This is a genomic window from Klebsiella sp. G-Nf4 (genome assembly GCF_002810615.1).
GTDB lineage: Bacteria > Pseudomonadota > Gammaproteobacteria > Enterobacterales > Enterobacteriaceae > Klebsiella > Klebsiella variicola.
Window position 1 is genome coordinate 1,140,667 of record NZ_PION01000001.1, and the last position, 15,235, is coordinate 1,155,901.

The window sequence follows — 15,235 nt, forward strand, 5'->3', positions numbered from 1 at the left end:
GAACGGAGCATAAAGAGTGAAAATGACCCGCAAAATGTTACCTGCCAGCCTTGGTGTCGCTGTTGTCTGCGCGCAGGCCAGACACGGCATCACGCTGCGGCGCTGCGCCACAGCGCTGCTGCTTGCCGGGATATCCGGCTCCGCGTTTTCAGCCCCGCAGGGTTTGCTGAAGCCAGCCCAGCTCATCGTTGACAGCGGCCTTCCCCCTGCCACACGCGCCGCCAATGAATATGTCGCCAGACAATACGCCACGTTCTGGAATACCGGTGATGAAGCGCTGGCCCGGGCGGCGCTGGCGGGGAATTTTATCGATAAAACGCCCCCGGAAGGGCGCCGACAAGGGCCGGAAGGCGCGATCCTCGCCTCCAGAGCATTTCGTCAGGCGGTGCCGGATTTACGCTGTGATGTCGAACAAATGATTGTGGCCGGTGACCGGGTGGTCTCACACTTACATTTTCATGGCCACTTTACCGGGACCTTCGGCACCCGGAAGGGTAAGGGACAAAATATCGATTTTATTGCCACCGATATCTATCAGATCAGCGGCAGTAAAATTGCCGCCAACTGGCATATTGAAGATAACCGGACGCTGATGAAACAGCTGGGCGTGCAATAAGCTGCCCACCCGGACGGTGAGTAAGCGATCGCCATAACCACGAGCCGCCCCGGTATCCGCCGGGGCGGCTCGCCTGGCGACAGACTGTGCTTAGATTTGCGCCATTCCGCCGTCGACATAGATCTCTGCGGCGTTAATAAAGCTCGACTCGTCAGACGCTAAAAATACCACCGTCCTGCCAATCTCCTCCGGCTCGCCCAGCCGCCCGAGCGGTACGCTGGCGGCCAGGGCGTCGAACAAGCCCTGACGGTCCGCCTCCGCGACCAGTCCTCCCAGACCCGGGGTACGCACCGGCCCCGGGCTGACGACATTGATGCGGATCCCGCGATCGTTCACCTCCAGCGCCCAGGAGCGCGCCAGGCTGCGTACCGCCGCTTTACTGGCGCTATAGATGCTGAAGTTAGCCGTCCCTTTGACCGCCGCCGTAGAGCCGGTCAAAATCACCGAGGCGCCGTCGGTGAGCAGCGGCAGCGCTTTCTGGACGGTGAACACCACCCCGCGCACGTTGGTGGCGAATATCCGCTCGATGTGCGCTTCGGTGATGGCGCTGAGTGGCAGCATATCCCCGCCGCCAGCATTGGCGAACAGCACATCCAGGCGGCCGGACTCGTCGGCAATGGTCGCAAATACCGCGTCAAGGTCGCTTAACACGGCGGCGTCGGCGCGGATCCCGCGGGCGGCGGGCCCGATGAATCTTACCGCCGCATCCAGCTCCTCCTGTCGGCGGCCGGTGATATACACCTTCGCGCCCTGCTCCGCCAGCGCTTTCGCCGACGCCAGGCCAATCCCGGTGCTGCCGCCGGTCACTAACGCCACTTTATCCGCAAGTTTTTTGCTCATGGTGCATTTCCTTGGTTAGAGTATAAACAGGCCAGGCTCGCGAAAGCGCCCCGCCGGGTATGGAAAGCACTGTAATCGCCTCAAAGAGGCGGAAAAATGGCCTAATCTGAAAAACACTTTTCCCCTCCGTGGATAATGGACGCCCGCTAACCAGGATACTGCGAATAATGGACCGATTTTCAGCCCTCAAAGCCTTCACCCGCGTTGTCGAAGCCGGCAGCTTTACCCGCGCCGCGGACTCGCTGGATATGCCCAACGCCACGCTCAGCAAAACCATCAAGCAACTGGAAGCGCATCTGGGGGTTTCCCTCCTGCAGCGCACCACCCGGCGTATTACCGTGACGCCGGAAGGACGGGAGTACTATGAAAAAGCTCGCTGCCTGCTGGAAGACCTGGAAGAGATCGACGCCTCCTTCAATACCGCCCACAATAAGCCGAAGGGCCATCTACGGATCGCCATCGGTGGGTCGACCGCGTGCGATGTGCTGATCCCGCTGCTGGCGGACTTTATGACCGCCTGGCCGGATATCCGTATCGATTTACAGGTGGCCGATAAACCCGCGGACCTCATCAGCGGCAATATTGACTGCGCCATCCGCGGCGGGCCGATGGATGACTCGACGCTGATCGCCCGTAAAATCGGCGAGGCGACGCTGGTCACCTGCGCCACCCCTGGCTATCTTCAGCGCTGCGGCACGCCCGCCTCGCCGGATGAACTCCATCATGGCCACCAGCTCATCAGCTATCTGTCGCCGGCCAGCGGCAGAGCGTTTCCGTTTCGCTTTACGCGTCACGGCGTCAGTACCGAGCTCAAGACAGAGCCCCATCTCGGCATCAATGAGAGCAACGCGCATATTGCCGCTGGCGAGGCGGGCTTAGGCATTGTGCAAACCTTTACCTATTCGCTAAAACCCGCGCTGGCAAGTGGCAAGCTGGTGGAGATCCTCGCCGCCTGGCGCCCGGCCCCCTATCCCTTTCACGTCGTCTATGCCCGGCACCGGCACGTGCCGCCCCGGCTCCGCGTCTTTATTGAATGGCTGGCGGCGGTTTTTCCAGCTGCGGTGCAGGGATAAAGCGCGTTATCTGACGCCGCGCCGAGGGGGGGGCCGTAAATGAACACACTGACCGCTATTATCCTTTTTACGACCGTCCGAAAACATCGCTGATTAAATCGACGATTTGATGTTTCTACACAAAATATAAACGAAGATTTAAATTGATATGAATGGGTTGACAATAACATTGGCTATGGGTAGATTTCATGGGCCTAAGTTGTGGCCTTTCCTAATCTGACATAAGAGACTAATGGATACTGAATTTAGTAGCGGTCCGAATATTGCCTTAACGGTTATTCGGACAAGTAAACATAAAATCGATTGTGATCACTTCTTCGTTTTGGTGTGTCTCGCCGGAGCTTGATGCTCTCGTGTTGTCCCACCTCGACCAGAGTTTTCACGGTCCCGAGGTGTGTTATGAACTTCAAATCTACCCTTTTTCCTGGTGTCAAAACCATGACATCAACGCTGCGTGTCCGGCCGCCCCGCGATCGGGCGTCGTCTGCGCGTAAAAAACAGCAAAGCTCTATATTCTCTTCTAAAATCAGCGAGTTGAATCAACGCATTACTAACTGGCGCGTCAGTCCTGTCACCGGCCAGCTGGAGCGTCGTTGCCGCTTCTCTGATGGCGAAGACCCACAAAGTCGCCCCTTCGTCGCCTGATTCAGCCGTTACGCCGTAGGCCGTGTCTGCGCGCTATGCCGCAGCCCGTTTTCGTGCGTCACGCTGAGTTACGTCACTGCTGGTACCTGTTTATTCACTGATGTATTTATATTTGTACATCGGCAGGAATAATCACGTCCAAATAAAACAAAATATAAACTTCACGCCTGTTTATTTTTAATAATAAACAGCGGGAAGCCCTGTGCGAAATTAATTAAAACCGATCGCTGATGCGACATCGGGCTATTTTCGGCCGCCCTTAATCCGGGTCTTACCGTAAAAAGCCTGCTGCCGCCCGGCGACAGGAGCAGCACCATGACTGTACAAACCAAGAACCGAAATAAAAAAAGCACGCTGTCTATGCGTGCCGCCCAGGAAGCCCAAAACGGTATCGCAGAAACCCTGGTCAACCTCAACACTACCCGGGAAGGGCTGCAGGAAGCCCAGGCAAATGCCCGGCTGGAGCGGGATGGCCTGAACGAAGTGACTCATGACAAGCCGCCGCATGCGCTGATCCAGCTGCTGATGGCGTTTAACAACCCGTTTATTTATGTGCTCGCCATTCTCGCCGGGATCAGCTTCTTCACCGACTACTGGCTGCCCACCAGCCATGGCGAAGACGGCGACCTGACGACGGTGATAATCATCGGTACCATGGTTGCCCTCAGCGGACTGGTGCGCTTCTGGCAGGAACACCGCTCGGCCAAATCGGCCGAAGCGCTGAAAGCGATGGTTCGCACCACCGCGACGGTCGTTCGTCGCGAACACGCCGGGCAAAAAGGAACGCCACGTGAAATCCCGATGCGCGAGCTGGTGGTGGGCGATATCGTGCAGCTCTATGCGGGCGACATGATCCCGGCCGACGTCCGTTTGATCGAATCACGCGACCTGTTTATCAGTCAGGCCGTCCTGACCGGCGAAGCGCTGCCGATTGAGAAGTACGACACCCTCGGCGACGTGGCGCAGAAATCCGCACACGACAAGGCGGTTGACAACGAGAACCTGTTGGATATGCCTAACATCTGCTTCATGGGGACCAACGTTGTCAGCGGCACCGCTCAGGCGGTCGTGGTGGCGACCGGGCCGAGGACCTACTTTGGCTCACTGGCAAAAGCGATTGTCGGCACCCGGGCGCAAACGGCGTTTGACCGCGGGGTGAACAGCGTCAGCTGGCTGTTGATCCGCTTTATGCTAGTGATGGTGCCGGTGGTGTTCCTGATTAACGGCCTGATGAAGGGCGAATGGTGGGATGCCCTGCTGTTTGCTCTGGCCGTCGCCGTAGGTCTGACGCCAGAAATGCTGCCAATGATCGTCAGCGCCAACCTAGCCAAGGGCGCGGTGGCTATGGCGAAGCGTAAAGTCGTGGTTAAGCGCCTTAACGCGATTCAGAACCTGGGCGCGATGGACGTGCTGTGCACCGACAAAACCGGCACCCTGACGCAGGATAAAATCATCCTTGAGCACCACGTCGACACGCACGGTCAGAAAAATCAGTCCGTGCTGGCGCTGGCCTGGCTCAACAGCCACTATCAAAGCGGCATCAAAAACCTGATGGATCAGGCGGTCATTTACTTCTCTGAAAATGAGTCGGGCTTTGTGCAACCTCAGGGGTACAGCAAAGTCGATGAGATGCCGTTCGACTTCGTGCGCCGTCGCCTGTCGATTGTGGTGAAAGACAGCCAGAGCAATCATCTGCTGGTGTGCAAAGGCGCCGTGGAGGAGATGCTGAGCATCGCCTCCCACATGGAAGAGAATGGCAAGGTTATCCCCCTCGACGATCAGCGCCGTGACGCCATGCTGGCGATGGCGAACGACTACAACAAAGACGGCTTCCGCGTTCTGGTGGTCGCTACGCGCGACATTCCGAAAGCCGAAGCGAAAAGACTGTACAGCACCGCTGATGAGCACGATCTGATTATCCGCGGCTTCCTCACCTTCCTCGATCCACCTAAGGAGAGCGCGGGTCCGGCGATTGCTGCCCTGATGGATATTGGCGTCGCAGTCAAAGTGCTGACCGGCGATAACGCGATTGTCACTACGCGGATTTGCCGCCAGGTGGGACTGGAACCAGGCGAACCGGTACTCGGCCCGCAGATTGAGTCGTCGAGCGACACGGCCCTGCAGCAGTTGGTGGAAGAGCGCACGGTGTTCGCCAAGCTAACGCCGCTGCAGAAATCACGCGTGCTGAAGGCGTTGCAGGCCAACGGTCATACGGTGGGCTTTCTTGGTGACGGCATTAACGATGCCCCTGCTCTGCGCGATGCCGACGTGGGTATCTCGGTCGACAGTGGCACCGATATCGCCAAGGAATCGGCCGACATCATCTTGCTGGAAAAGAGCCTGATGGTGCTGGAAGAAGGCGTCATCAAAGGCCGCGAGACCTTTGGCAACATTATGAAGTACCTGAACATGACCGCCAGCTCCAACTTCGGCAACGTGTTCTCGGTGCTGGTGGCCAGCGCGTTCATTCCGTTCCTGCCGATGCTCGCGATCCAGTTGCTGCTGCAAAACCTGATGTACGACATCTCCCAGCTCGCGCTGCCGTGGGACAAAACGGACAAAGAGTTCCTGAGCAAACCGCGCAAGTGGGATGCAAGAAACATCGGCCGCTTTATGGTCTGGATTGGCCCGACATCGTCCATTTTTGACATGACGACCTTTGCGCTGATGTGGTTTGTATTCAGCGCCAACAGCGAACACATGCAGACCCTGTTCCAGTCCGGCTGGTTCGTTGAAGGCCTGCTGTCGCAGACGCTGGTGGTGCACATGCTGCGTACCCAGAAAATTCCGTTCATTCAGAGCACCGCCGCCTGGCCGGTACTGATGATGACCGGTCTGATTATGGCTATTGGAATTTACGTGCCGTTCTCTCCGCTTGGGCCGTTGGTTGGGCTGCAGGCACTGCCGTGGCAGTACTTCCCGTGGCTGGTCGGCACCCTGCTCGCCTACTGCTGCGTGGCCCAGGGCATGAAAACGTTCTACATCCGTCGCTTCAGGCAGTGGCACTAATTCTGCGTTAAAGACAGTGATTCACGTGCCGCTTCGGCGGCACCTTTCAGGCAGGCCACACAGGCTGGAAGCATTATGGAAAAGCAACATTCCATCATTTTCCTGATTAAAAATAAGACCATCGCGTTGATTGTCTTATTTTTAATGAAAATAACCCGCACCCTTCGCGTCCGTGCCCTGGCATGGTACGCCGGAGGGAAGATTAACTATCAACACACTAAAGCATTACTGAACCTCGCCAGCGCCATACATCGTTTTTCGATCAGGTTACTGCGTTTTATTTCACTACCCGCCCTGTAGAGGGGGAATTCATGATGTCCGGAACCACTCTGTTAATTAACCTGGCTGGCGCCATCGCATTGCTGCTCTGGGGCAGCCATATGATTTCAACGGCGCTGCAGCGCGGCTTCGGCACGCCGCTGCGCAACTGGATGGGACGCCACCTCACTAACCGCTGGACCGCCCTGCTCTCCGGCATTGGCATTACCGGCATTCTGCAAAGCAGCACGGCGGTCAGTATGATGGCGACGTCATTTACCGCCGCAGGTACGCTAAGCCTTGCCCCCGCGCTTGCGGTGATGCTCGGCGCCAACATCGGCTCCACGCTGGTGGTCCAGCTGATGAGCTTTAACATGGAAATCGCCATTCCGCTGCTTCTGCTGGCCGGGTTTGTGGTTTTCAAGCTACGCGACCATTCCAGCTTTGAAAGTGTGGGCTGCGCCCTGATTGGCCTCGGCCTGATGCTGCTGGCGCTGCATTTACTGGGCGGCACGCTGCAGGACATTGAGGTCACGCCGGTGTTTCATGCCGTGATGCAGGGGCTACAGGGCGATATTTTCATTGCCCTGCTGGTGGCGGCGCTCCTGACGCTCCTGTGCCACTCCAGCGTGGCGATGATTTTGCTGATCGTCTCCCTCGCCGGTACCGGCACGCTGACCCCGGCTACGGCCCTGGTGCTGGTGCTTGGCGCCAACATCGGCGGCGCGTTACCGCCAGTGTTAAACGCCGGGTCCGCGGTGGCCCGCCGCCTGCCGGTTGGCAACCTGATGGTCCGCCTGTCCGGCTGCGCGCTGGCATTACTGCTTCTGCCGTTGCTGATGGCGATCGCCCGTAAATCCGGGCTGAACACGCCGCAGCTGGTGGTGTGGTTTCATACCGCCTTTAGCGTGGCGCTCGCGCTGCTGTTTATCGGCCTGAACGTGCCAATGGCTCGCTTCCTGGAGCGACTGTTTCCGGAAGAAGAGCGCGTAGGCGACCCGGGTATGCCAATGTATCTCGACGATGCGGGTCTGGAAGTGGCTTATATCGGCCTGTCCAATTCGGTTCGCGAATCGCTGCGCGCCGCCGACATGCTAACCATCATGCTGGACCGACTGCTGGTGCTGTTTGTGACCCAGGAAAAACAGGCTGCCGATGACATCCGCCAGCTGGAGCAGTCGGTCGATCTGCTGAGCGCGGCGGTTCGCGCCTACCTCGCCGACATTGGTCAGGACGGGCTGAATGATGCAGATGCCGATCGTGCCCAGGAGATCCTGATGTTCATCATCAATGTTGAGCACGCGGGCGACATTCTCTCCAGCAATCTGACCCAGCTGGCCACGCGCCGCGCACGCCGGGGAGAGCAGTTTAACGACTTTGAATTACACCATATTCGCCTGCTGCATGCGGAGCTCCTCACCAGCCTGAACTTAGGCATAGCGGCATTCCTGCGTGAAGACTTGTCTGCTGCCCACCAGCTGGTGCAGCGCAAAGAAACCATCCGCCAGCTGGAGGCCTCCGCCAGCCGCGAGCACTTCAAAAAACTGCGGGAGGACAAGAATGCCTGGGCGGAATCCGGCGACATTTTCCAGCGGGTGCTACGGGACTACCGCCGCGTGCATCACCATATCGCCGCCGTCGCCTACCCGGTCATTGACCGCCTGGGCGATACCTCGCTGCGGTTTATTGAAACGCCGCCGGATGTTTAAAAAACAATAACCGCCAGCGCGCGGACGAGATCCTTTTCAAGGCAAGCAACGTTAAGGTACAAAAAATGCGAGTGTTAATCTGCTCGGGTCGGTTTTATGCCGACACCCATACCATCACCCATGTGCTGGATCTCTATGCCCGTACACAGACGATTAACGTGTTGATTCACGGAGGGCACCAGGCGCTGGGCGGCGCGATAGAAAACTGGGCGCGCGGGATCGACGTTCACGTGATCCGCTACCCGGCAAACTGGGCGCTGCACGGAAAATATGCAGAGACAAGGCGCAATTTGTTTATGCTGGAAGATAGCCGCCCTGACGTACTGCTGGCTTTTCCTGGCGGAGAAGATACGGCGGAGTGCATAAAGATGGCGAAAAACAGAGGGATCCGCGTCATCGACGTCGTTTAACCTGAGTGGGTGAAGTTCGGTGACCATGGCCACAGGCAGGCGTCCGCTGGAGGGGTATTGAATGACGGCCTTGACGATTAACCAGCAATGGTCAATATAGAGAACCTTACTCGTCTAAGTGTAAGCTGAGCGCAGAGAGGACAGTCAGGCGGGGGGCCCGGCCCCCCAATTGTCCGGGAACATTATGGGCAATACCGCTCAGCATACCCTCAGGCTTCCGTCGGTCCCCGGGATGAGATTTCACGTCCACTCCCCTTATTCGCGCGGTATCGAAACCAGGAACAGCCGGACAACGACACCCGCCATACCTTACCTGGAGCGAAAAAATGACCTCATCCATTGCCATCGTCGGAGCAGGACTCGGCGGCCTCATGCTCGCACGTATTTTACATGTCCACGGCATTTCCTCTGTGGTCTACGAAGCTGAAGCCTCTCCCGAGGCCCGCCCACAAGGTGGCTTGCTGGATATCCACGATCATAATGGCCAGCGGGCGCTGATAGCGGCAGGCCTGTACGATGCCTTCCGGGCCCTTATTCTTCCTGGTGGTCAATCCACGCGCGTACTCGATAAAGCGGGCAACGTATTGTTCGAGCAGTTCGATGATGGTTTGGGCGGCCGACCAGAAGTCTCTCGCGGCGCGCTTCGCACGCTGCTGCTGGAGTCGCTTCCTGCGGACACCGTGCAATGGGGCCGTAAAGTGGCAGATATCGTCCCCCATGATGACGGCACGCATAGTTTGTACTTTACGGATGGCTCCACCACCAGGGTCTCCCTGGTGGTGGGCGCAGATGGTGCCTGGTCGCGTGTCCGTGCTCTGGTCACCGATGCTGTGCCTGCCTATGCGGGATTTTCGTATGTCGAGCGCTGGCTTAGTCACGTTGATACTGATCATCTGGCTTGCGCGCAAGCAGTAGGCCGCGGCTCATTTTTTGCGCTCTCGCCGGGCAAGGGTATCATGGCGCACCGGGAGCCTGGCGGCGTGATCCACGTTTACATTGCTCTGTGCCGACCCCAGGCCTGGTTCGCTGACGTGACGTCCGCTAATGCACAGGTTGACGTGCAACGCATAGTCGATGAATTCGATGGCTGGGCGCATCCACTGCAAACATTGATCACTGAGGGTGATGGTGAGCCCGTATTGCGCCCTATTCACTTTTTACCTCCCGGACTTCGATGGCCGCGAACAGCAGGCGTAACGCTGTTGGGTGACGCCGCGCATCTTATGCTGCCGTTCGGCGAAGGCGCTAATCTCGCGTTAGAGGATGGCGCTGAGCTGGGACTCGCGATTGCGGCCAATGCAGATAATCCTGAAGCCGCGCTGTCCGCTTATGAAGAACAGATGTTTATCCGCGTCGAAACCGCGGCCAACGACGCGCAGGCAATGGCTGGCATTCTCTTTGGGGACGAGACACCCGACGCGTTGTTGCATTTTTTTAATCAATATAAAACGGGATCCTGATCCCCCAACGCTGCGGTGATTTTTGCGCCATGAACAAATAACCCTCCCGCTATCGGGAGGTCACCGTTCAGGATGTCCGGAGAATAACGCTCCGGAGATAAAATCATTAAAACGCTGTCGCAATAGCTGAAATCTGGAACGAGTTATTTTAATAACCCCTTCATGATCAAAGACAGACCGAACTCAAAACAGGTATCCGGATGTTGGTGGGTAAGCGCATCGATACGACTGATTTCTGTTGAGGGTGTAGACAATCTTTCATCATCATGTCTGTCTGTACGAGACTGCTCCTCTAATACGCATCCCAGGGTATATTCGCTAATAGTGAGTAATATCATTGCGGCTTCGGCCTCAGAAAAGCCGGCCCGCATAAGGTAAGCCACCTTTGGGTAGAACGTTTCCCCTCCTACCCGCGCCGGTGTTGTCCCCGCATGGAGCAGTGCGCCATCCCGATGAGCGAGAAGCGCGCGGCGGAAACTGCGCGCGTTATTTGCCAGCCAGTCTGCCCACTCGGCCGTGTCTTCAGCCAGCGGAAGCGAATGGTGCCTGGCCAAAACAGTTGCGGCCATCTCTTCCAGTAAGCTGGCCTTGTTCCTGAAATGCCAGTACAGCGTTGCGGATTCTACCCCCAGCTTTTGCGCCAGCTTTCGCGTCGTTATCGCTTCCAGCCCAACTTCATCTAAGAGTGCTAATGCAGCATTAATGACCTGATCCCGCTGAATTTTAGCCATGGTGTTCATCCTGTTGTTAATGCATCCAACCGAGCCCGTGGTAGATAAAAAGAGATCTTCTCCTGACCAGGAGCCTACCGGCGCCATTGATGAAAATAAATCTATCATTGATAGAAAAATTGATCAATGATAGATTTTTAACGCATCGCACCTAAAGGTCATCCCATGAATATCAATCGAGATACGCAGGTAAAGAAAACAAACCATGCTGGCCCCATCAATGCCATCCCGCCGGTTTTGTGGCTGCAAGCCGCCATCATCACCCTTGGGGCATTCGCTACCATGCTCTCATCCACCATGCTCAGTGCTGCGCTTCCGGCCATGGCAAAGGGCCTTGGGGTGACGGACGCCTCCATCCAGTGGATAGCCACCGCGTACCTCATGGCTCTGGCCGCAGGCGTTCCGGTTAGCGCATGGGCGGTAAAACGGTTTGGCGCCACCCAACTTTGGCTCTATGCACTTATTTTATTTGGTGTTTTCTCGGCATTTTGCGCGTTATCCCCGAATATCGAGGTGCTGCTCACCGCCAGAATAATGCAAGGTCTGGCAGGCGGGTTACTCGTGCCAGCCGGGCAGACGATCCTGGGTCTGGTGGTCGGTCGTGAGCGCCTCGGGCGGATCATTGGTACGATAGGCGTGGCTATCGTCATTGCGCCCTTACTGGGAACGTCTCTGGGTGCCGTTCTGCTTCAGGTCTGCGGATGGCGAGTCTTGTTTTTTATTAATGTCCCCTTATCTCTCTGTGCATGGCTTGCGGGATGGAAATTACTCCCTCGCCCGACAATAAAAAATGATAAGCCGCTCTCCCTGGACTGGATGGGGTTAATACTGATTCTTTGTAGCCTTCCCCTGCTCATGGAGGGTATTAAAGGTGTCAGCCTGAATAGTGGTGAAAATAGCGGGAACATTATCTTACTCAGCGTGGGCGCACTGTTTATCGGCTTGTTTATCTTTCGCTCTTTTCGCATTGACTCGCCTTTACTTCATCTCAGCCTTTTCAAACATCGTGGCTTCACATTATCGGCGTTGCTGATGGCTATCGGAGGTGCGGTGAATTTTGGTGGGCAGTTCCTGCTCCCGTTGTATTTCCGCGACGTTTGCCATGAAGCACTGGCTGACGTGGGTTTGCTCCTTACTCCGCAGTTAATCGGTTCTGCCATAGGATTCCCGGTCGCCGGTTATTTCTCAGACCGGCTGGGTCCTCGCGTGGTGCTGATCGTTGGCGGCTTGCTCTCGGTGTTGGCGACATGGCCGCTGGCCATGATTGATGGAGGCAGTAGCTACACCCTGGTCGGTAGCGCACTCGCTATCAGGGGATTCGGTTTAGCCCTTGCGACAGTGCCGGCGATGGCGGCAGGCCTGGCGATGGCGGGTACCCGTCATGTTTCTGATGCAGCACCGATTCTCAACATCCTGCAGCGTGTTGGCGCGATGGCTGGCGCGGCCCTGGTGACGGCGTGCTACGTCAGACTGGCGCATACGCAGGGTAGCTTAGCCGCCTTTCAGCACGCCGGGTGGATACTGATCAGCGGCGCCATACTACTCACGCTTTCAGCACTTTTCATGGTGAACCATCAGGGTTCATCAACGCGAGAAGAAACAAGATAACCGGTCTGGCGTCCTGTCCCGCACCCGAGACGCAATAGTTAACACCTCATGCTGAATGAGCGCGTGAGAGGCGTGAATGCCAGTCAGCGGCACCAGCGACTGGCATTGCACGCGACGCCCCACTAAATCGAACCAATCAATCCGCCATCGACCCGGATCACCGCCCCGGTAATGTAGCTGGCAGGCTGGCTTGCCAAAAAGGCAGCGGTGGCGCCGTACTCCTGGGGGTGGCCATAACGTCCCGCCGGAATGCTCAGACGACTCTTCTCCGCGACCGCTTCCGCAGTGGAATGTTCCCGTTTCGCCTTGATAGCATCCAGCTGACCCACCCGGTCGGTAGCGATGCGCCCAGGCACCATCACATTCACTGTGACGCCGTCGGCCGCCACTTCAGCGGCAAGGGTTTTCGACCAGCCGAGTAAGCTCATGCGTAGCGCATTCGACAGGGCGAGACCCGGAATCGGGGCAATCACACCGGACGAAGTGGTGGTAATAATGCGTCCCCAGCCACGGCTGCGCATGGCGGGCAGTAGTTTATCGGTGAGCTGGATTAACGAGGCGACCATCACTGAAAATTGCTGTTGCCAGACGGCGCCGTCCGTCCCCTGTGCCAGCGTGGGCGGTGGGCCACCGGAATTATTGACCAGAATATTGATGTCGCCCCAGTGCTCGCGGATATCGGCGATGACCGTATCAAACTGTTCCGGGACGGCAAGATCCAGCGGCCAGGCGCGGGCGGTACCGCCCAGCTGAGTGATGCGTTCCACCGTTTGCGCCAGCTTCTCTCTGTTGCGGCCTGTCACGGCGACCTTCACGCCTTCCTGCGCCAGTGAGCAGGCGATAGCCTGTCCAAGGCCACTTCCCGCACCGCAAACCAGTGCCACACGCTGTTGTATCTGCAAATTCATAAATGCTCCTGATTGTATTTTCAGGAGCATTATGTGCAATAGTGATGCCAGTTATACGCGTGGGCTTTTTACATTGACCTGGTCAAACGCGTATTGCAGGTGTTTTCTCATCAACTCTGCCGCCTGTTCCTGCTTGTTCTCTCGCAGGGCATCGATGATGGCAACGTGCTCTTCGCACCACTCTTTCACGCGACGCTTATTGTGATAGCTACCAAATTCCAGCAGGCGGCGCAGCCGGTTTTGCTGCTGAATGGCCTGTAATACAAACAGATTGCCGCTGGCCTCTGCCAGCAACTCATGAAACGCCGCATCGGTTTCGAAAATCTCTTTGGCCGGGACCTGCGTAATGTCCGGGTGGGTGATGAGTCTCAGATGCCGGGCGCGCAGACGTTTAAGCATCTGCCGGTCAACATGCAGGTTGGGCGTCAGCAACGCCATCGGTTCAATCATCAGGCGAAAACCGTAGCTATTGCGCAGAGCGATATCGGAGTTCAGGGTTTGCAGAAAGCGCCAGCCATGCCCTGCATTGCGGGCAATCAGGCCATCCTCCGATAGCTTCACCAGCGTACGGGTCAGCACGCCGCGATCAACATCATAGCGCTGGCTGATTTCGGTCTGGGTAAAGGATTCCGGCAGGATACCTGCAATGCGGTCATGGACCAGTTGCTCGTACAACTTCTGGTCATTGCTCTTGGACTGCTCAATCTCCAGCTGATCCAGCTCATTACTGCGTTTAAGCAGGAAAAAACCCTGGTTTGGCCGCGCTTCAACCGCCCCCATGCGGGTCAGTTCCTTGAGCCCGGCACGTACCGGCGTACGCGAAACACCCAACGCATCGGCAAGATGTTGCTCACGTAAATGATGACCTGGATCGAATCTTGCTTCAGATATCAGGTCGAGTATTTGCCGGGCTATCCGGCGACTGCTCGCAGTGGAGTCAGGCTGCATGAATTCACGATTCCCTGAAATGCATTGTTGTGGTCGATATATACAATATCACGACCAACAAAACGCAGCAAAGTAAAGCAAGGAGTGCACGCTTAACGTGCAACACGCACCAGAATGAGACATTTTTTTCATACGCATAATTGTATTTATTGACTCACTAAATTCAATTTAAACCTTAGCCAGGAGACGACTATGTCCAGCAATTCTTTTCTGTTTCGCCGCGTGCGTACCTTGATGTTCGCGCTGACCGCCCTGCCACTGGTCAGCCATGCGGCGGTGGAAACCATCGCCAAGGGTCAGTTGACCTATGGAACGGCAGCGACGTTCATGCCTTTTGAATACGTGAAAGCAGGCAAGCTTACCGGCTTCGATATCGACCTGATTAACGCGCTAAGCAAAGAGATCCAACTGACGCCAGCGCCAATGCCGATGGAATTCAAAGGGCTTATTCCGGCGCTGCAGGGTAAACGTCTGGATATCATCAACTCCGCCATGTACGTCAATCCGACCCGTGCCGAGCAGGTTGACTTCGTACCCTATCTGAAAATCGGCAGCCGCGTGGTGGTCCGCAAAGGTAACCCGGCCAACATCACCGGACGTGACCTGAGCCTCTGCGGCAAAAACATCGCCGTGACGCTCGGCGGGATCGAAGAGAGCCAGGCCCGGGCAGACAATCAGCGCTGCCTGGAGGCCAAAAAACCGGCCATCAACGTCATGACGTTCCCCGCGGCCACCGATTCCGCCGTGGCCGTCGCCCAGGGACGTGCCGATGCCGAGTTCCTCTCCACGCCGGGCACCGTCGCCCTGTTTACCGAAAAAGCTGGCATGTTCGAAGCGGTTGGCGCCGAGTTCGAAGCGAATACTCACATCGCCTTTGCCGTGCGTAAAGGCGATACCGCAACCCAGGCCCTGCTGGAGCAAGGTCTGCAGAGCCTCGTCAAAAATGGCACCTACGCGCAACTGATTAAGAAGTGGAACTTCCCAGACTCCGTTGCCCTTTTCTAACCCGTTTGCCATTAA

General features: G+C 56.9%; 14 protein-coding genes. 10 read left to right on the forward strand and 4 right to left on the reverse strand.

The window, feature by feature from the left end:
- Window positions 1-22: 22 nt before the first annotated feature.
- A complete protein-coding gene (locus CWM57_RS05605; protein WP_082228077.1) occupies window positions 23-616 on the forward strand; it encodes an ester cyclase in 594 nt (197 codons plus the stop codon).
- Between the two features lie 90 nt (window positions 617-706).
- Here CWM57_RS05605 and CWM57_RS05610 read toward each other — a convergent pair whose 3' ends face one another.
- A complete protein-coding gene (locus CWM57_RS05610; protein WP_008807653.1) occupies window positions 707-1,456 on the reverse strand; it encodes an SDR family oxidoreductase in 750 nt (249 codons plus the stop codon).
- 167 nt (window positions 1,457-1,623) lie between these two features.
- Here CWM57_RS05610 and CWM57_RS05615 point away from each other — a divergent pair, with 167 nt between their 5' ends.
- From CWM57_RS05615 to CWM57_RS05645, 7 genes are all read left to right on the forward strand, one after another.
- On the forward strand, window positions 1,624-2,529 hold the full coding sequence (locus tag CWM57_RS05615) for a LysR family transcriptional regulator (RefSeq protein ID WP_012542113.1): 906 nt from the start codon (window positions 1,624-1,626) through the stop codon (window positions 2,527-2,529).
- 438 nt (window positions 2,530-2,967) lie between these two features.
- Window positions 2,968-3,174, forward strand: coding sequence for a hypothetical protein (locus CWM57_RS05620; protein ID WP_223168502.1), 207 nt, complete (start codon window positions 2,968-2,970; stop codon window positions 3,172-3,174).
- A 315-nt stretch (window positions 3,175-3,489) separates the two neighbouring features.
- The gene (gene mgtA, locus CWM57_RS05625; RefSeq protein WP_082228020.1) at window positions 3,490-6,183 is read left to right on the forward strand and encodes a magnesium-translocating P-type ATPase; all 2,694 of its coding nucleotides are present in this window, start codon (window positions 3,490-3,492) and stop codon (window positions 6,181-6,183) included.
- Window positions 6,184-6,258: 75 nt separating this feature from the next.
- Window positions 6,259-6,483: a hypothetical protein gene (locus CWM57_RS05630; protein ID WP_016160720.1), complete on the forward strand. Its 225-nt coding sequence runs from the start codon at window positions 6,259-6,261 to the stop codon at window positions 6,481-6,483.
- Between the two features lie 14 nt (window positions 6,484-6,497).
- Window positions 6,498-8,150: a Na/Pi cotransporter family protein gene (locus tag CWM57_RS05635; protein ID WP_100675785.1), complete on the forward strand. Its 1,653-nt coding sequence runs from the start codon at window positions 6,498-6,500 to the stop codon at window positions 8,148-8,150.
- Between the two features lie 65 nt (window positions 8,151-8,215).
- On the forward strand, window positions 8,216-8,560 hold the full coding sequence (locus tag CWM57_RS05640; protein ID WP_008807658.1) for an SLOG family protein: 345 nt from the start codon (window positions 8,216-8,218) through the stop codon (window positions 8,558-8,560).
- A 326-nt stretch (window positions 8,561-8,886) separates the two neighbouring features.
- Window positions 8,887-10,020 (forward strand): FAD-dependent oxidoreductase, encoded by a 1,134-nt coding sequence (locus CWM57_RS05645; RefSeq protein ID WP_100675744.1) that lies wholly within the window; start codon window positions 8,887-8,889, stop codon window positions 10,018-10,020.
- 143 nt (window positions 10,021-10,163) lie between these two features.
- Here CWM57_RS05645 and CWM57_RS05650 read toward each other — a convergent pair whose 3' ends face one another.
- Window positions 10,164-10,751, reverse strand: a complete 588-nt coding sequence (locus CWM57_RS05650) for a TetR/AcrR family transcriptional regulator C-terminal domain-containing protein (RefSeq protein WP_012542120.1) — start codon at window positions 10,749-10,751, stop codon at window positions 10,164-10,166.
- 165 nt (window positions 10,752-10,916) lie between these two features.
- On the opposite strand from CWM57_RS05650, the gene CWM57_RS05655 reads away from it, so the two are divergent.
- The gene (locus CWM57_RS05655; protein WP_100675745.1) at window positions 10,917-12,359 is read left to right on the forward strand and encodes a DHA2 family efflux MFS transporter permease subunit; all 1,443 of its coding nucleotides are present in this window, start codon (window positions 10,917-10,919) and stop codon (window positions 12,357-12,359) included.
- A 122-nt stretch (window positions 12,360-12,481) separates the two neighbouring features.
- On the opposite strand, the gene CWM57_RS05660 is transcribed toward CWM57_RS05655, so the two are convergent.
- Window positions 12,482-13,267: an SDR family oxidoreductase gene (locus CWM57_RS05660; RefSeq protein WP_100675746.1), complete on the reverse strand. Its 786-nt coding sequence runs from the start codon at window positions 13,265-13,267 to the stop codon at window positions 12,482-12,484.
- 51 nt (window positions 13,268-13,318) lie between these two features.
- Entirely contained in the window at window positions 13,319-14,215 is an 897-nt protein-coding gene (locus CWM57_RS05665; protein ID WP_012542124.1) for a GntR family transcriptional regulator, read from the reverse strand.
- 192 nt (window positions 14,216-14,407) lie between these two features.
- Between CWM57_RS05665 and CWM57_RS05670 the strand changes: the two genes are divergently transcribed.
- Window positions 14,408-15,220: an ABC transporter substrate-binding protein gene (locus CWM57_RS05670; RefSeq protein WP_082228017.1), complete on the forward strand. Its 813-nt coding sequence runs from the start codon at window positions 14,408-14,410 to the stop codon at window positions 15,218-15,220.
- The last annotated feature ends 15 nt before the right edge of the window (window positions 15,221-15,235 follow it).